The organism is Tenacibaculum piscium (assembly GCF_021390755.1).
Classification (GTDB): domain Bacteria; phylum Bacteroidota; class Bacteroidia; order Flavobacteriales; family Flavobacteriaceae; genus Polaribacter; species Polaribacter piscius.
In genome coordinates, this window is the sequence record NZ_JAJGWR010000003.1 from 303,818 (window position 1) to 322,070 (window position 18,253).

Consider the following 18,253-nt stretch of genomic DNA (forward strand, 5'->3'; position numbering starts at 1 on the left):
AAATAACAAATAAATAACGTGAGCAAAACAACAGGAAAAGCATTTGATATTAAAATTTTTGTAAGACTGATGAGTTTTGCAAAAAAATACCGTGTACGATTTATTCTAGCTTCCATCTCTACGATACTTTTGGCACTATTTGCGGTACTAAGTCCCGTTATTTTAATGCGTGCTATTGATGATTTTGTCGCTCATAAAGACCCTACACGATTATTATATTACACCATCGCAATGCTTGTTACCTTATTAATACAGGTATTTTTTCAATTTAGTTTTATTTACAATGCGAATTGGGTTGGTCAGCATATTATTAAAGACATCAGAACGAAAACGTTTCGAAAAATAATGTCTTTTAATATGCGTTATTTTGATAATTCATCGGTTGGAAAACTGGTAACTCGTGTGGTTTCTGATGTTGAAACAATTGCGAATTTCTTTACGCAAGGTGTTTTTATGATTATTAGCGATTTATTAAAAATGATCGTCGTTATCATCGTGATGTTATACACCAACTGGAAACTTGCGCTTATCGCCTTGGCAACCTTACCGATTTTAATTTATGCCACCAAATTATTTCAGATAGCCATAAAAGCTACTTTTCAAGATGTTCGTAATCAGGTAGCCAACCTCAACGGATTTGTGCAAGAAAGAGTTACGGGAATGAAAATTGTACAGCTTTTTAATCGTGAAAAAATTGAGTATAAAAATTTTATTGAAATTAACGAAAAACATAAAAAAGCACATATTAAAACGGTTTGGTACTACTCTATTTTTTTTCCAATTGCTGAAATATTATCATCGATTGCGATTGGTTTAATCGTTTGGTACGGCGGATTACAAGTAATTGAAGATAACGCAGTGTCAGTTGGAGCTATTATTGGTTTTATCAAAATGGCACAAATGTTATTCAGACCGCTTCGTCAAATTGCAGATAAATTTAATCAACTTCAAATGGGAATTGTGGCTGGAGAACGTGTATTTTCTATTATTGATACCCAAAGTAGTATTGCTAAAAATGGTGAAATCACCACTGCGAGTTTACAAGGAAACATCCGTTTTAAGGACGTACATTTTAGTTATATTAAAGGAGAAGAAATTTTAAAAGGTATTTCTTTTGATGTTAAAAAAGGAGAAACCGTTGCGATTGTTGGAGCTACGGGTGCAGGAAAATCAACAATTATTAATTTGATAAATCGTTTTTATGAAATAGATAGCGGTGCTATTTATTTAGATGATATACTAGTTGAAGAATACGAAATTAATGCATTGCGAGAAAAAATAGCCGTTGTTTTACAAGATGTATTTTTATTTTCTGATACTATTTTCAATAATATTTCCTTAAAAAATGAAACTATTTCTTTGGAGGAAGTAAAACAGGCTGCCAAGCAAATTGGAATTCATGAATTTATTATGAGTTTGCCCAATAATTATGGCTATAATGTGAAAGAACGTGGCGGTATGTTATCTTCAGGACAGCGTCAATTGATTGCTTTTTTGCGTGCGTATGTAAGCAAACCAAGTATTTTAATTTTAGATGAAGCGACATCTTCGGTGGATTCTAATTCGGAAAAAATGATTCAATTTGCTACGGATAAAATCACCAAAAATCGTACTTCGATTATCATTGCTCACCGATTAGCGACTATTAAAAAAGCTGATACAATTATTGTTATGGATAACGGTCGGATTGTTGAAGTAGGAAATCAAGCATCACTTTTACGTAAAAAAGATGGTTATTATAAGAATTTATATAAAAAGCAATTTAAAACTAAAATTATCTAAAATTATTTTGTAAATAGTTTGTTTACAATGCGCAATACAATACATTTGTGCATATCAATCTATAAACTAAAAAATCATAAAACGATGAAAAAAGTAATTTTAACTATGTGTGTTGCTGGAGCATTATTAGCAACTTCTTGTGATAAGGCTAAAGAAAAAGCAAAAGACGCTACTGATGCTACTGTTGAAGCTGCAAAAGATGCTGCTGATGCTACTTCTGATGCTGCTACAAAAGCTGTAGATGCTACTGCTGATGCTGCAAACAAAGCTGTTGACGCTACTTCTGATGCTGCTGCTAAAGTTGCTGAAGGTGCCGAAGACGCTGTTGATGCTGTAAAATCTGCAATTGAAGGAGTTTCTATTCCTGAATTTAAAGATCCTAAAGTTGGTGAGTATTTAAGCTCATATGCTAACTATGCTAATGATTATATCGCTGCTAAAGGAGATGTAGTAAAAAATGCAAGCTTAGCTAAAAAAGGTGCTGAATTAGCTGCTGAAGGAAAGAAAATAGTTTCTTCTTTAGATGCTGAAGGAAAAAAGAAATTTAACTCAGTAATGAGCGCTATCCAATCTAAAATGGCTCCTGCTAAATAATTTTAGATTTTTATACAAATTAAAAGCTCGCAATTTGCGAGCTTTTTTTATGTTCTTAAATCATTTTGTAATCTTGTTAATAATTCTTCTTGGGTTTTATACAACACAAATTCACCATTATTTATATACGATATTTCACCTGTTTCTTCGGATACTAACAAACAAATAGCATCTGTTTTTTCGGTAACGCCAATAGCAGCTCTGTGCCGTAATCCGAAACGAGCAGGTATTTTTGTACTGTTAGAAACAGGTAAAATAACACGAGTCGCTACAATAAAATTATCTCGAATTACCGTTGCTCCATCATGCAATGGACTATTTTTATAAAAGATACTTTCTAAAATTGCTTCATTTACTTGTGCATTCATTGTATCACCTGTATTGATTAAAAAATCAAGATTATTTGTTTTTTCAATAACAATTAAAGCGCCTGTTTTTGTTTTTGACATGCTAATACATGCCTGTAAAATTGTTTGAATATCAATATCTACTTCGGGAGTAAGTTCGCTTTGCATAAATTTTAACTGATGTAAAAAACTTTTTTTTGCTGAAAAATTAGTCGTTCCTATCATCAATAAAAACTTTCTGATTTCTTGCTGAAAAACAATAATTAACGCAATAACACCACCCGATAATAAATATCCTAAAATCCCGCTCAACATTTCCATATGAAGTGCTTGTGTTATCTTCCAAATTAAGAAAATAAACGTAATTCCGATAACAATATTAATCGCCACCGTACCTTTTAATAGCTTATAAATGTAGTATAACAAGACGGCAACTAAAATAATATCAAGCACATCGAGAAACGAAAAATCAATAAAACGTAAATTCATTACTTGTAATTATTTTTATGAAAATTTAAGCTCATTCGTTTTTAAAATCATGAAATTTCTTGAAGTTTTTCGACAATTTTAACTGCTTCAACGGCTTGTTTTACATCGTGAACTCTTAAAATTTTTGTACCATGTAATAAAGCGATAGTATTTGCAACGGTTGTAGCGTTTAAAGCTTCTTTTGGTGAAATTTCTAAAACTTTATATAACATTGATTTTCGTGAAATGCCTGTTAAAATTGGTACTTCTAAACTTTTAAATAAGGATAACTTTTTTAACAATTCGTAATTATGTTCGTTTGTTTTTCCAAATCCAAAACCGACATCAATAATAACATCGTTTACTTTTAAAGCTCGAAGTGTCGCTAATTTTTCGGCAAAAAATGAAATTATTTCTTTTACAATATCCTGATAAACAGGATTTAATTGCATATCCTGTGGTGTTCCTTGCATGTGCATCATAATATATGGCACTTGTAATTCTGCTATAATTTCAAACATTTTGGCATCTAAAATACCCGCAGAAATATCATTAATTATGGAAGCTCCTGCTTGAATCGCTTCTTTTGCGACCTTACTTCTAAAAGTATCAACGGAAATTATAATTTGAGGAAAATGCTTTTTTAATAATTTTATGACAGGAATAATTCGGGCTAATTCTTCCGATTCCGAGACTTTTTTTGCATTGGGTTTTGACGAATACGCACCGACATCAATAAAAGTTGCACCTTCATCTAACATTTTTTTTGTTTGATTCAAAATTTCTTTTTCATCGTTATAGTTTCCACCATCAAAAAAAGAATCGGGCGTAATATTTAAAATTCCCATCACCTTAGGCGTTGTTAAATCGATTAGATTTCCGTTGCAATTAATTGTCATGCTTATTAATTTTTATATCTTTTTAACTATTTTCAGAAGTTCAAAAAGGTTTTAAGCAGTTTTAAGAACTCTTTAAAACGATTTTAAGAGTAAAAATACGCGAAATCGCTGTAATATTTACTACTTTTGAAGGATTACTTATTAAAAAATAAAATGCAAAAAACGTCCAAACAATACGATGCCGTAACAGAAGAATGTAAGAATTTGTTTATCAAAAAGATGAGCGATTATGGCTGTGCTTGGCGAATTTTAAGACTTCCGTCATTAACTGACCAGATTTTTATCAAAGCACAACGCATCCGCCAATTACAGGAAAATACTGAGCGAAAAGTAGATGAAGGCGAAAAATCAGAATTTATTGGGATTATCAATTATGCAATTATGGCACTGATTCAACTCGAATTAGGCGTTGTTGAAAAACCCGATTTAACCACAAAAAAAGCCGTTGATTTATATGATAAACATATCAAAATAAGTAAAGAATTGATGGAAAATAAAAACCATGATTATGGCGAAGCATGGCGAGAAATGAGAATTTCATCTTTAACCGATTTAATTCTTCAAAAATTACTTCGCGTAAAACAAATTGAAGATAATCAAGGAAAAACCTTAGTTTCTGAAGGAATTGATGCCAATTATCAAGATATGATTAATTATGCTATTTTTGCATTAATTCTTCATTCAGAATTAGCTACAAATTAGCTATGAATTAACATTTTAACTTAAAACATACATACTATTATGATTTTAAAAATAATCACCCATATTTCAAGAATATTAGTCGGATTTTTATTTATTTATTCAGGATTTGTAAAATTAGTCGATCCTATTGGTTCTCAATATAAATTTGAAGAATATTTCAGTGAAGATGTTTTAAATTTAGAATTTCTAATTCCATTTGCCTTACCATTTTCCATTCTTTTAATTGTTATTGAATTGATTTTAGGCGTAATGCTTTTAGTGGGTTACAAACCTAAATTAACGGTTTGGAGTTTATTTGGAATTAATTTGGTTTTCTTATTTCTAACTTGGTATTCCTACACGTACAACAAAGTTACCGATTGCGGTTGTTTTGGTGATGCTTTAAAATTAACACCAAAAGAAACCTTCTATAAAAATATTGTATTTATGGTTTTTATCGGTATTTTAATCCTCGGATTACGATATATTAAGCCATTATTTTCCAATAAAATAGGATTAATGACGACTTATACAGCGTTGTTAGTATCCTTTGGAATTGTGTATCAGGTTTTAGAACATTTGCCAATTATTGATTTTAGAGCCTACGCCGTAGGAACTGATATTGCACAAGGCATGAAATATCAAGAAGGTGGTGATAATATTCCGCCAATCCATGATTTTATGATTGAAACGGATGAAGGAGATTTATTAGAAACGATGTTATCTAAAGAGAAAGCGATGTTAATTATCATGTCTAATTTTGATAAATCTGAAAAAGAAGGGATTGTAGCGGTATCAGAAATTGCAAATACTGCCAAGGCAAAAGGCTATGAAATTTATGTATTAACGGCTTCTTATATTGAAGATTTAGCCCTTACTCAAAAGGAATTTAACATGCCATATACCTTTGGTTTTTGTGATGAAACGGCGTTAAAAACAGTGATTCGAGCAAACCCAGGAATTGTTACGGTTGAAAAAGGAATTATTGTAGGCAAATGGAATTGGACAGATGCCGAAGATGTTACTTTAAAATAACAACTTTATGTTTTTTTAGATAACAAAACCTCATCCTTTCGGTGAGGTTTTGTTATTTTAGCAAAGAGCTGATTTATCAAAAATATTTAACAACAAAATGAAACAATTATTACTCGTTTTTATTGGCGGTGGCTTTGGAAGTGTTTTACGATTTTTAATCGGAAAACTTTTAAATAATCAACAAACAGGAATTCCGTATGGTACTTTTACCGCAAATATTTTAGGAAGTTTACTGATTGGTTTTATTTTAGGAGTTGCTGCTAAAAATGATACAGTAACCCAAAATCATACGTTGTTATTAGCCACTGGTTTTTGCGGTGGATTTACTACTTTTTCAAGTTTTGCGTATGAAAATCATGTATTTCTAAAAGCAGGCGATTTTACAACATTTGCCTTTTATACCATTGCGAGTTTTATCGTAGGATTTTTAGCTGTTTTTGCAGGAATATTCTTGGTTAAATTTAGTTAAATTTATTTAAAAATTAAAAAAATAACAGATTATGAACGAATTAATAGACTATTCATCTACTGAAAAGTACGCAATTATTACGCTTAAAAACGGAAAAGTAAACGCCATTTCTCACGAAGTAATTGATTCTTTAAATAAATTTTTAGACAAAGCAGAAACTCAAAAAAAAGTGGTTATTTTAACAGGACAATCGGGCATTTTTTCTGCTGGATATGATTTAAAAAGTATGACAACTTCACCAGAATCTGCTTTAGAATTGGTAACAAAAGGTTCAACTTTATCGCACAGAATGTTATCATTTCCATTTCCGATACTTGTAGCTTGTACAGGTCATGCCATTGCAAAAGGCGCATTTTTGTTACTTTCTTCGGATTATAGAATTGGTGCAAAAGGTGCTTTTAAAATAGGATTCAATGAAGTATTAATTGGAATGACCATGCACAATGCAGGAATTGTAATTGCCAAAGGTCGTTTAACGCCTACGTATTTGAATCGAAGTGTCAATAATTCGGAAATGTACTCGCCAGAAGATGCGGTAACTGCTGGTTTTTTAGATACAATTGTTCCTGAAAATCAGGTATTACCAACGGCGATTAAAATTGCAGAAATGTTTGCAACATTAAACCCAAAAGCACATCATCAAACTAAATTAAAAGTTCGAAAAACAGTTTTGAAATCTTTGGAAAAAGCCATCAAAAAAGATAGTAAAGAAGGCTTAAATCCGCCATCAAAATAAAAAAAATTATTTCGTATGGGTGAACAACCTATGTGTTCGCCCATTATAATCTCTTTTTTGCTGATTACATTCTATATTTTTCTACTATTTTTTTTCGAGTTTGAAAATCTTCACCATAAAAAAGAATATATTTCGTTTTAATATTTTTTCCAAAAGCCGTATCTTCAAATTGAAGAAACAACTTATCAACATACATTTTTCGATTATTTACCATCGTATAAACATGCCCATTTTGAGCCTTATCAATGGTTAAATAAAAAAATAGCGCATCAGTAGCAACAAGCCTAAATTTATATAAATTAACGGCTAATCTTTCTATAATAACACCGTATGCTAATTTTTTCTGCAAGGTTGTTAACTCTTTTTTACTTCCATCTTTCGCATACAAAATACGATATTCTTTTATTGGAAACTCTTTATTTACAAAGGCTTCATTCCTATTGATATCATATAAATAGGTATTATAATTATTGCTATGTTGAATGTAAAAAAGAAGGTTTTTTGTTTTTTCTGGCACAGGATAATTTTCTTGAGCAAGAATTGTATCACTATAAAATACTAGAAAAACAGCCAAAAAATAATTTAGGAATAACAAAAAAGAAGGGTTTATTTTTTTCATTATATTTTGATTATTTCTTGACTGTTTATTGACTGTTTTAGATTATTTATAAGGATAAAAAAATTACTCAAAAGCTTTGATAATTGTTTCCATTTTAACTTTTAATGTTTGGTCATGAGGCGTTATTGGTGGAATTTCATCATGTATATTTAAAAGCTGATACACTGCCATTTGTGCTGCTCGAATCGAGTATTCGACTGTAAAAACGACATCATCAGGAATTTCAACAAATTGACTTACAAAAGCTAAATTTTTAGAATTTTTAGGCACAGGTAAAGGTCTATCTCCTTTTTTTCGAGGCATAAACATACTGGTAATATACGGCATACGGCACGGAATACAAATCGCATTGGCAAATACGGTATCGTAATCAAATTTTAAATGTCCGCAAAGTTCTTGAAGAATTTCTTCACCTGAACATTCCGTCATTGGTTTTGCTACAAAATTTCCGACACGATCGGGATGCAATCCATACGCCCAAAAAACCTGTACTTCCGTAGGTTGATTTCGATAATGTGGTTGACTATTTAAAGCAAAACTTAAAAACCAATTCGAATCTTTAAGCGTAACTTGGCTTCCTGTTCCTGCTTTATTTCCTGAAAAAGCTTCCATTTTATCAAAAAAAGCGGTGTCTTTTAAGGTAACCGTAAAGGATTCCCACGAAGTTTCTGGAATACTTGAATTAAAGTTTGCTGGATTTCCAAATTCTGGATGTTTTTGAGCTAATTTTTCCCAAAGCTCCCAACCTTTACTTATTTTTTTGGTCAATGGTTTTGGAGATTTTTTCATAGAACCAAGGCTATACGCATCGGTCATCGAACCATTTTGAAAAAATACAACATCATTTTCTTCGACACTAATTTGATGTTTTTTTTCGGCTTCTAGATACTCAAAACCAGTAGCAACAATTTCTTTATTTTTATTAATTTCGGTTTGTAAATCGGTTACGGTACAGCCTTTTTTAAAATTCACGCCTTGTAATTCGAGCCAAATTTCCAAAGGACGAATCATCGAATCGTATTGATTATAAACCGTACGTCTTACGCCCGACATAGTTTCTACTTCGGAAAACTCTTGCATAAATCGATGCAAATAGCGTTTAAATTCTACAGCACTATGCCAAGGAGAAAAAGCAAAAGTAGTACGCCACATAAACCAGAAATTAGTTTCAAAAAAAGAAGGCGAAAGCCAATCTGAAATGCACGTATTTTCTAATTTTTCTTCAGATGCTTCACTTAATTTGAGTAATTCTATTCTATCAGATATTGAAAAACCTAATTTTGAAGCATCAATAATTGCTCTATTTTTATCGATAAGCCGTGCTTTTGCGTCGGATTTTATACGCTCATTAAACGTACGTGTTTCTTCATATACCGATTTATTAGGATCCGTTAGTGAAGGAATTGTTTTAAACAACGCCCATGTACATTCATAAATATTCATGGTTAGCATACGAGCTCCACGCATAATGTAACCATTTTCAGGATTTCCAAAAGCGTCCATGCTCCCGCCTAAATTCGGTAAACTTTCAAAAATTGTAATATTATTTGCTAACAATTTTCCATCTCTGATTAAAAAAACAGCTCCTGCTAATGAACCGATTCCACCACCAATGAAATATGCTTTTTGATTTTCTGGATTTGTATTCATTGAAAATTGTGTTTTAATTTTATTTTGATATTAACTTAAAAAATCATCTTCTTTATACGCTGGATTCGGATATGTATAAAAACCTTCACCAGTTGAAACGCCTAATTTATTGGTATCGATAAAATTTTCTTTTAAAAATTCGGTTGTTTTAATTTTCAACGGGTTTTTTGATTTTTCAGAAGCCATTTTATTGATATTATACACGGTATTAATTCCGACAATATCTAAAATTGCAAAAGGTCCGATGGGTGCTCCTGTAGCTTTCATCCAAGTTTTATCGATAGTTTGAGGCTCGGCAACTTCCTTTACTAAAAGATCGGTAGCCGCACCTAAAAAAGGCACTAATAACGAGTTCAAAATATAACCTGGTTGCTCTTTCTGCAAAGGTAATGCTAACATTCCAATGGCTTTTGCAAAAGCTACCACATCGTTAAATATTTCAGGATTTGTTGCTGAATGTCCCATAATTTCTGCCGTATTATTTCTCCAAATATCATTGGCAAAATGAAGCGCTAAAAACTGAGAAGGACGCCCTGTAACCTCAGCAAACTGACTCGGCAAAAGTGTAGAGGAATTAGTTGCAAATACCGTTTTTTTAACGGCAACTTTTGCTAGTTTTGTATAAAAATCTATTTTAATAGCTGGATTTTCTGGAACAGCTTCAATTAATAAATCGGCATCTTTTACGGCATCTACTAAATTTGAACTGTATTTTAAATTATCAAAAGCAACAGCCAAATCAGCATCCGAAGCGTTTAAATCTCTTTGAAAAGCTTCACACATTTTTGGAAATTTAGCTTTTGCCTTTGCTAACATTTCATCGTTAATATCGTAAACGGTTACGTTAAATTTATGAAAAGCTGCTTGAAATGCTATTTGATAGCCTAAAACGCCACTTCCTGCTACAGTAATATTTTTGTAATTCATCTTGTGTATTTTTTTGAAATTTGATAAAAAAGAGATTTGATAAACAACAAATCCCTTTTTTTTATTATGAATTAAATAATTATGAATCTGTTTAAAAATTAAATTAAAACTGAATTCTCGTCATGCTGAATTTATTTCAGCATCGCATCAACAGGAGAACTACGGCAAATCAGGATGTGAAACTGAAATAAATTCAGTTTGACGGATTCGATTCCTTATTTTTATGTTATATTTTTTTTTCAGAGGAAATTTAAACAGACTCTATGATTTTAATTTAAAGATTTTTTGCCCAATCTTGTAATTTTTCAAATTGTTCTGCAATAAAAGATTCATGATGTTCTTCTGGTGCTTCTTCAACATCAATTGGTAAAATATGTTCAAAATAAGTATTTTTTAACACGCGTTTTAAAATACTTTCTCCAGGAAAAGGTTTATTATCATTTAAAGCTTTCGTCGCTTTTAATATTTGACGAATATCATATTGAGTTGAAGCAATATCTGGTACTTGTTTGTTTGAATTTATCAATTTATAAACCGCTGTTCTTGCGGTTCTTACTGATGATTCTACCGTAAAAACAACATCATTATTCGTTTCTACAAATTGTCCGACAAGTCCTAAATTTTTACATCCGTTAGGCACAATTTGAGGTCTATCGCCAGTAGCTCTAGGCAAAAACATTGACGTAATATACGGCATAAAAGCAGTGCGAACAATCGTATTTTCTATCACATTTTCAAGTTGATTTTCTAAACCTAAATGAAAACATAATTCTGATAAAATTTCATTTCCTGTACATTGAGGCATCCTTTTTTGTACATGATTTCCTTCTTTATCAATATATAAAGCATACACCCAAACCACTAAAATATCGTCGGGTTGCGTTGGATAATGCGGTTGGCGATTAATGGTAAAACTCATCAACCAATTAGAATCGGTAATGGTTACAATTCCTCCTGTGGCTGCCTTTCCTGAATACGGATCGTTTACACAATATTCTTTAAATTTTTCGGTCAAATCGGAAGGGCGACACGTTAAGGTTGCCGATTGCCAAGCCGATTTTTCTATATTTCCACAAAACTTTTCAGGTTTTCCAAAATCAGACGATTTCGCAGCTAAATTTTTCCATAATTTCCAACCGTCACTTTTTCCGCTTTGGCTGTTATCAATAGTTTCAATCGCTGGTTTTGTGTTCGTTCCATACGACGTATCTTCGGTCATAGAACCTGTAGTAACAATTACATAATCGTTTTTTGTTACAGGAATAACGACATCTTTACCGTTTTGTTCGGTGATAATTCCTTGTACAACTTTGCCTTCGGTATTAATTCGGATGTCTAAATCTTTTACAAGCGTATCAAACTGAATGGTTACGCCTTTCGATTTTAAATGTTCGGTTAAAGGTTTTACAAACGTATCATATTGATTGTATTTCGGGAAAACTAAGCATGATAAATCTTTCATTCCGTCAAGAGTATGTAAAAAACGGTGCATGTATAATTTACATTCTAATAAACTATGCCAGTTTTCAAAAGCAAACATGGTACGCCATAAAAACCAAAAATTACTTTGTAAAAATGATTCACTAAAATAATCTTCAATAGATAAATCGTTTAATTCTTCTTTCTTTTTCAACAATAATTTTACAATAGCAAGTTGGTCTTTTTTATCCAAACCGAATTTGCTAAAATCTTGAATTTCTCCTTTATTATGAATTAATCGCGCTTTTGAATAATTCGGGTCGTTGTCATTTAACAAACGATATTCGTCTAAAACACTATAAGGAGCGGGCATTTCAAGGGCTGGAATGTCTTGAAAAATATCCCATAAATTTTCATAGGTCATTTCCATTTCTCGTCCACCTCGGATAATATAACCCTCTTCGGCATTTCCTGCACCGTCAAGCGAACCGCCTTCTACTGATAATTTATCTAAAAAAACAATGTTTTCTCCTGAAAAATGTCCGTCTCTAATAAAATAATAAGCCGCTGATAATCCTGCAATTCCACTTCCTACAATATAAACTTTGCTATCTTTAAATGATTTTGAAGGAATCCCTTTATTTCGCTGATAATTTCCTGTTAAATCAGCAAAAGGCATCGGAATATCTTTTGAATTATGAACTACATCTTTACTCGCATCTGGAGTGTGATTTACCTTTCCTAGAAAAGGAGAAACATTTAATACTTTGTCAAATTTTGAAGTGTCTTTTTTCATTTCAGATAGTATTTAATTGAGTGTTTAATTCTTTGTTATCCAAAGTTACCACTATCCTTAAATTAACTTGTATCCCAAAATTCAGCAATAGTATCCTTAAATTATAGTTTCTTACTTTTTAGTATTTCTGTATGAAGATGGCGAACTTGTTGTTTGTCGTTTAAAAAATCGCCCAAAAGCCGAAATAGAATTAAATTGAAGTTGATACGCAATTTCAGAAATTGATAAAGCAGGATTTCCTAATAAAACTAACGCTTCTTTTAGCAAAGCTTCTTCAATAATTTGATGTGGTGTTTTTCCAACATTTTTCTTAGTAATTTCGATTAAATATTTATTAGAAATACACAATTCACTGGCATAAAAACCAACTGATTTCTCTTCTAAAATACATTCTTGTACCAATTTATTAAAACGCAGATAAATAGTTGTTTTTACATCTTTACAAGCTATTATATTTGGTGTTTTCTGTTGGATAATTTCGGCAATTTCTAAAAGCAGATTAAAAATTAAAACACGAATCATTTGTTTGGTAAATATACTTTTACACTGTTCTTTTTCTTTTATCGTATTGATAATTTTCAATAAATTTTGCGTATTTTCTTCCGATGTATGCAACACCGAATACGAACTTTGTTGAAACAACGCCATTTTTTCAATAATAAACGGATCGGAAATATTGGTCAGTAAAAAATTCTTTTCAAAAAATACGGTTTGAATTTTAAAATTAGGACTTGCATTTAAAAAATGGACAATCGTAGAAGGCGCAGAACAAAAAACACTCCCCTTTCTTATTTTATAATTAATGGCATTAATTTCTAAATCAATTTCGCCATCTGTGCAAATGCAAAAGGCGTAATAATCCATGCGAAATGGATTTTCTGGAAATTTAAAAATTGATTTTCCCGAAGATATATAATAAGAGTTATGACAATCAATATTAAAAAAAGAAAGGGTGTCTTGTAAATTTTCGTAATTTTTCTGATTTTTCATTAATTCGTTTTATTGATTTTTTTCAATTTAAAAAATAGCCTCTAAAAACAATTTTAAAAATAAACTATTTGAGAGCGATATTCTTACTTAAATTTATAAAAAATAAAGCTGATTTCAAAAACATCAATAAAGAAAATGAATAATCATTCTTTTTTGTATCTTGCGGAATAGAAAAGTATAAAACTCAAATGATGATGACAAAAAAACAACGATTTTGGAATGTATTAAAAATACTTCTAGCAGTATTTATGATATTTGGCGGTGTACAACATTTTATAAAACCAACTTTTTACCTGCCTTTTGTGCCTTCATTTTTACCGTTTCCGATAACGATTATTTATCTATCAGGAATTTTAGAAATTGGTTTAGGAATATTATTATTTTTGAATAAGAAATATGCAAAAATGGGCGCTTTAGGAATATTTTATTTGATGCTTTTATTTTTACCTATTCATATTTGGGATGTATTCTCTTCCACTCCTGCGATTGGTTCACATACGGCAGCGTTAATTAGAGTTCCTTTTCAATTTTTATTTATCGCTTGGTCTTGGAAAATATATAAAGAAATTTCTAACACTATTGTTATCAACAATAATTAAAAAATTACAAGAAGTAAAAAATCATAAAAACGCTAAATTCCAGTGATTTTTTTCTTTCAAAGAAATTGTATCGAGAGCTTTTTTAACTTTAAAATTCATCAACATAAAAAAGTTCAATTTCTCGATACAATTCTCGATGTATTTTTACTTTTTATATGCCTTTACGCCTGCATTTATTTCGATATCTAAATAATTATCTCTTGGTGTGATTGGGCAAGAATACCGATTACTATACGCACAATACGGATTGTAAGCTTCATTAAAATCAATCAAAATAGTGCCGTTTTGAGTTTCATCGGTCGTTAAAACATCGATAAAACGACCGCCTTCATAACTTGTTTTTCCATTTGTTTTATCAAAAAAAGGCAAAAATAAATGATTTTGAAATTTTTCACTCGGTTTTATATCCTTATAAATAGCGAGTTCAAAATTTTTATCAGCAATTTTAAACGAAACAATTCCATATTTTTTGTAAACCACAACCGTTCCTTTTGTCGTTGGAAAATGAAAATTCGGAGCATCGGGCGTTTTAACGATTTTTGCCGTAACTTTATATATATCATCAATTTTGAAAAAATCCAATCCTTTAAATTTTCGCAAACCTCTTTTGGTTAAAGGTGATTTTGACGCATCTTTAAACTCAGAATTTAGTTCTTTTTGAAATGCAGAATTTCCTAAAACTTTTCTTTTCTGCTGACTATTACAAGATTGTAACACGATTACAAAAATAATTACTAAAATTTTTCTTATACCACTATTCATACCTAATAACTGATTGTTTATTTTATTAAAATATCTTAAAATTATCAGTAAATATAACCAAGAATAACTAGCTTTCAAAGCTACTTTACCTCTTAATTTCCTACTTAATTAACCGTATTATTAATATGAAATTACCCTAATCTGTTAAAGTTCTGCTAATAAATCTTATATTTAAATATAAAATACTTATATTTAGCTTAACAAAATCGATAGTTGCGTAATAAAAAGAGCCGTTCTTACTATAATGAACTATATAAAGAAAATTTATATATAAATAAAACAATTGTATTGTTTTGTTACAAGTTAATAAAAGATTAATATATATTTGCCCCCCATTTTATTTTAGTTTTTAATCTTTTTTTGACCAAAATTAATTACGAAACTAGAATTTTAAAGGATAATTTAATTAAATAAGTAAGTATTTTATGAATTCAGAATTAATTAGTAAAGCAGACGAATTTGAACACCGAAAATTCAAATTTATTACTACTAGTGATAGAATATTAGCTTCAAGAGAAGTAAAATCTCTAATACTAGAGATAAACGAAGTATATAAAGAAACCAAAGATGTTGCGTTAATGGATGCAATGAAACGATTAACTGTTGTAAAACAACGAATTGAAAAACGATTAAAAGGGAAACCTTTAACTGCATAAATTTAAAGACAATAAATGTAACGTAATCTACGTTTATTGTTATATTGAATAGTTTACTCATCATTTATTATTCTTGATACTATTTATTCTTGAAAAAAAGTTCTAGCCTAATGCTAGAACTTTTTTAGTTATTTTTAGTTTTCGTATTCCTTTTTTCAGAAGTTTTTTTATTTTTTTTTAAAAAAATAAAACACGTATTCACATATAAAACAATGAGTTAACAAATCAGAAGAAAAAATAACATAAAAATCATCTAAAAAAATAAAAAAAAGTTTGTCAGTTTCTAAAAAGATACTATATTTGCATCGCTTTTAAGGGCAAACAAGCCGATGTAGCTCAGCTGGCTAGAGCAGCTGATTTGTAATCAGCAGGTCGTGGGTTCGAGTCCCTCCATCGGCTCAAAATAAAATAAAAAGTGCTAACTTAACGGTTAGCACTTTTTTTATGCCCTTATTTTCCTAATTTTTTCCCTAAATTTGCTTTCATTATTTAGCTTAATAAAACACGCCTCCATGAAAAATATATTTGTAATCGGTATCGCTGGCGGAACCGGTAGTGGTAAAACTACTGTTGTAAACAAAATAATTAATGAACTTCCACAAGATGAAGTATGTATTATTTCTCAAGATTCTTACTATAGTGAAACCGAAAACTTAAGCTATGAAGAACGAACCAATATTAATTTCGACCATCCTAGAGCCATCGATTTTGAACTGCTCGTTACACATCTAAATAAGCTGAAAAATAATCAAATTATTGAACAACCTATTTATTCATTCGTTACGCACAATAGAACTAAAGATACCGTAAAAACACATCCAAGAAAAGTTGTTATTGTAGAAGGAATCTTAATTTTTAATAGCGAAAAACTAAGAAATCTTTGTGATATAAAAGTTTTTGTACATGCTGATGCTGATGAACGACTCATAAGACGAGTTCGTAGAGATATTAAAGAAAGAGGTCGTGATGTTGACGAAGTTTTAAGCAGATATCAAAATACGCTTAAACCAATGCATCAACAATTTATTGAACCTACAAAAAATTATGCCGATATTATTATCCCCAACGATAAACATAATAATGTGGCTATTGATATTGTTAGAACCGTAATCAGCGAACGTTTATAATGATGAATCTAAAATCAATAAAAAATAAAATACCCTTTAAAATAGCAACAAATACCTATGTTATTATTTTAACCATATTTATTACATGGATGCTTTTTTTTGATGAAAATTCCTACCTAACTCACCGAGAATTTAATAAAGAAATTGAAAAATTAGAAGTTTGGATTGACTATCATCAAAAGAAAATTAGTGCCGATAAAAAAACAATACAAAATCTTCAAAATTCTATCGAATTGCAACGCTACGCACGTGAAAAATATTTGATGAAAAAAGAAAATGAAGATATTTATATTATAGAATTTGATACAATTCCAAAATAATGAGCGATTATTTATTTAACGAATTCAACAAAAGTAGCCCCGCACAATGGAAACAACAAATTCAGGTGGCACTCAAAGGAGCTGATTACAATACCCTGCTTTGGAAAACCGACCAAGGAATTACGGTTAAACCTTTTTATACTAAAGAAGATCAGACAAATACAGTAATAAACATGCCCGAAAAAGGCTTTACTATTTGTCAATCAATTTATATTACAGCCATCGAAGAAGCTCGTATTTTTGCTATCGATTCGTTAAAGAAAGGGGCAAAAGCCATTGAATTTAAAGCCAAAAAACCCTTCGACTATAAAACTCTTTTAAAAGATATTGACTTAAAAAATACCACACTTTATTTTAATTTTAAATTCTTAGATGCCAATTTTGTTCTCGAATTAGCAACATTTATCAACAGTGAAAAATGTTATTTTAATATCGATATTATTGGTAATTTAGTTGCCACTGGAAATTGGTTCAATAACACAAATAACGATTTTAAAGAATTTGAAAAAATTATATCAAAAATAAAGAATAGCGTTTGTATTCATACTTCGATATATCAAAATTCAGGAGCAAATTACACGCAACAACTCGCCTATGCACTTGCACACGCCAATGAATATTTGAATTATTTTGGAAGTGAAATCGCTCATAAAATACATTTTAATTTTTCGGTAGGAAGTGATTATTTTTTTGAAATCGCAAAACTTAGCGCCTTTCGAATTTTATGGAACGCCCTTTTAAAAGAATATAATGTTGAAAATCAACAAGCACATCTATTTGTACAACCAAGTTTACGCAATAAAACATTGTACGATTATCATATCAATATGGTGCGTACAACTTCGGAATGTATGAGTGCGATTTTAGGCGGTGCCGATACAATTAGCAATGTTTCTTATGATGATTTTTTTAATCATTCTAACGAATTTACACAACGAATTGCTAGGAATCAATTGCTTATTTTACAGCAAGAAAGTGGTTTTGCAGAAGCTCAAAATTTTGCAGATGGCACGTATTATATCGAATCGATTACCCAACAATTAGTACAAAATGCCCTGACCGTTTTTAAAACAATCGAAAAAGGAGGCGGTTTTTTAAAACAATTAAAACAAGGGATTATTCAACGAAAAATTAGAGAATCAGCAACAAAAGAACAAGAAAATTTTGATGCTGGAAAACTTGTTTTGATAGGTTCTAATACAATACAAAATCCGAAAAATCGAATGAAAAATAAAATACCGCTTTTCCCTTTTGTACGAATCAGACACGAAAAAACACGTATTCAACCTATTATTCAAAAAAGAATCACTGAAAAATTAGAACAAAAACGCTTAGAAAACGAATAAAAAATCAGCAAAAAATATAAAGAAAAGTAAA

The 18,253-nt window shown here is 30.5% G+C and carries 19 protein-coding genes and 1 tRNA gene; 12 read left to right on the forward strand and 8 right to left on the reverse strand.

The window, feature by feature from the left end; translation table 11 throughout:
- Positions 1–18: 18 nt before the first annotated feature.
- Both L0U72_RS07660 and L0U72_RS07665 read left to right on the forward strand, forming a co-directional pair.
- The gene (locus tag L0U72_RS07660; RefSeq protein ID WP_233898804.1) at positions 19–1,782 is read left to right on the forward strand and encodes an ABC transporter ATP-binding protein; all 1,764 of its coding nucleotides are present in this window, start codon (positions 19–21) and stop codon (positions 1,780–1,782) included.
- Between the two features lie 84 nt (positions 1,783–1,866).
- On the forward strand, positions 1,867–2,376 hold the full coding sequence (locus tag L0U72_RS07665; RefSeq protein ID WP_233897347.1) for a hypothetical protein: 510 nt from the start codon (positions 1,867–1,869) through the stop codon (positions 2,374–2,376).
- 47 nt (positions 2,377–2,423) lie between these two features.
- Here the strand turns inward: L0U72_RS07665 and cdaA are convergent, their stop codons facing one another.
- Positions 2,424–3,212 carry a diadenylate cyclase CdaA gene (gene cdaA, locus L0U72_RS07670; RefSeq protein ID WP_101916757.1) on the reverse strand — a complete coding sequence of 263 codons (789 nt, stop codon included), beginning with the start codon at positions 3,210–3,212 and terminating at the stop codon, positions 2,424–2,426.
- 47 nt (positions 3,213–3,259) lie between these two features.
- A complete protein-coding gene (folP, locus tag L0U72_RS07675; RefSeq protein WP_101916758.1) occupies positions 3,260–4,090 on the reverse strand; it encodes a dihydropteroate synthase in 831 nt (276 codons plus the stop codon).
- A gap of 153 nt (positions 4,091–4,243) precedes the next feature.
- Between folP and L0U72_RS07680 the strand changes: the two genes are divergently transcribed.
- From L0U72_RS07680 to L0U72_RS07695, 4 genes are all read left to right on the forward strand, one after another.
- Positions 4,244–4,792: a DUF1599 domain-containing protein gene (locus tag L0U72_RS07680; RefSeq protein WP_233883671.1), complete on the forward strand. Its 549-nt coding sequence runs from the start codon at positions 4,244–4,246 to the stop codon at positions 4,790–4,792.
- Positions 4,793–4,831: 39 nt separating this feature from the next.
- The gene (locus tag L0U72_RS07685) at positions 4,832–5,806 is read left to right on the forward strand and encodes a MauE/DoxX family redox-associated membrane protein (protein WP_233898805.1); all 975 of its coding nucleotides are present in this window, start codon (positions 4,832–4,834) and stop codon (positions 5,804–5,806) included.
- 97 nt (positions 5,807–5,903) lie between these two features.
- Positions 5,904–6,275 carry a fluoride efflux transporter CrcB gene (crcB, locus tag L0U72_RS07690; RefSeq protein ID WP_101916761.1) on the forward strand — a complete coding sequence of 124 codons (372 nt, stop codon included), beginning with the start codon at positions 5,904–5,906 and terminating at the stop codon, positions 6,273–6,275.
- 31 nt (positions 6,276–6,306) lie between these two features.
- Positions 6,307–7,011, forward strand: coding sequence for a crotonase/enoyl-CoA hydratase family protein (locus L0U72_RS07695; RefSeq protein WP_233898806.1), 705 nt, complete (start codon positions 6,307–6,309; stop codon positions 7,009–7,011).
- A gap of 64 nt (positions 7,012–7,075) precedes the next feature.
- On the opposite strand, the gene L0U72_RS07700 is transcribed toward L0U72_RS07695, so the two are convergent.
- From L0U72_RS07700 to L0U72_RS07720, 5 genes are all read right to left on the reverse strand, one after another.
- Entirely contained in the window at positions 7,076–7,630 is a 555-nt protein-coding gene (locus L0U72_RS07700) for a DUF4833 domain-containing protein (RefSeq protein WP_233898807.1), read from the reverse strand.
- Positions 7,631–7,693: 63 nt separating this feature from the next.
- Positions 7,694–9,280: an oleate hydratase gene (locus L0U72_RS07705; RefSeq protein WP_233898808.1), complete on the reverse strand. Its 1,587-nt coding sequence runs from the start codon at positions 9,278–9,280 to the stop codon at positions 7,694–7,696.
- Positions 9,281–9,310: 30 nt separating this feature from the next.
- Positions 9,311–10,207, reverse strand: a complete 897-nt coding sequence (locus tag L0U72_RS07710) for a 3-hydroxyacyl-CoA dehydrogenase (protein WP_233898809.1) — start codon at positions 10,205–10,207, stop codon at positions 9,311–9,313.
- 274 nt (positions 10,208–10,481) lie between these two features.
- Positions 10,482–12,422: an oleate hydratase gene (locus tag L0U72_RS07715; RefSeq protein WP_233883681.1), complete on the reverse strand. Its 1,941-nt coding sequence runs from the start codon at positions 12,420–12,422 to the stop codon at positions 10,482–10,484.
- Between the two features lie 111 nt (positions 12,423–12,533).
- Positions 12,534–13,412 (reverse strand): helix-turn-helix domain-containing protein, encoded by an 879-nt coding sequence (locus L0U72_RS07720; RefSeq protein ID WP_101916766.1) that lies wholly within the window; start codon positions 13,410–13,412, stop codon positions 12,534–12,536.
- Positions 13,413–13,600: 188 nt separating this feature from the next.
- Between L0U72_RS07720 and L0U72_RS07725 the strand changes: the two genes are divergently transcribed.
- Positions 13,601–14,011: a DoxX family protein gene (locus tag L0U72_RS07725; protein ID WP_233898810.1), complete on the forward strand. Its 411-nt coding sequence runs from the start codon at positions 13,601–13,603 to the stop codon at positions 14,009–14,011.
- 144 nt (positions 14,012–14,155) lie between these two features.
- On the opposite strand, the gene L0U72_RS07730 is transcribed toward L0U72_RS07725, so the two are convergent.
- Positions 14,156–14,773, reverse strand: a complete 618-nt coding sequence (locus tag L0U72_RS07730; protein ID WP_233898811.1) for a DUF1684 domain-containing protein — start codon at positions 14,771–14,773, stop codon at positions 14,156–14,158.
- A gap of 425 nt (positions 14,774–15,198) precedes the next feature.
- Here L0U72_RS07730 and L0U72_RS07735 point away from each other — a divergent pair, with 425 nt between their 5' ends.
- From L0U72_RS07735 to L0U72_RS07755, 5 genes are all read left to right on the forward strand, one after another.
- Entirely contained in the window at positions 15,199–15,429 is a 231-nt protein-coding gene (locus L0U72_RS07735) for a hypothetical protein (protein WP_101902682.1), read from the forward strand.
- Positions 15,430–15,754: 325 nt separating this feature from the next.
- Positions 15,755–15,828: transfer RNA gene (locus L0U72_RS07740), tRNA-Thr, on the forward strand.
- A 77-nt stretch (positions 15,829–15,905) separates the two neighbouring features.
- Positions 15,906–16,556, forward strand: a complete 651-nt coding sequence (udk, locus tag L0U72_RS07745; protein ID WP_256444160.1) for a uridine kinase — start codon at positions 15,906–15,908, stop codon at positions 16,554–16,556.
- On the forward strand, positions 16,556–16,876 hold the full coding sequence (locus tag L0U72_RS07750) for an FtsB family cell division protein (RefSeq protein ID WP_101916767.1): 321 nt from the start codon (positions 16,556–16,558) through the stop codon (positions 16,874–16,876). Before udk ends, L0U72_RS07750 begins: the two co-directional genes overlap by 1 nt.
- On the forward strand, positions 16,876–18,222 hold the full coding sequence (locus L0U72_RS07755) for a methylmalonyl-CoA mutase subunit beta (protein WP_233898812.1): 1,347 nt from the start codon (positions 16,876–16,878) through the stop codon (positions 18,220–18,222). Before L0U72_RS07750 ends, L0U72_RS07755 begins: the two co-directional genes overlap by 1 nt.
- Positions 18,223–18,253 lie beyond the last annotated feature (31 nt).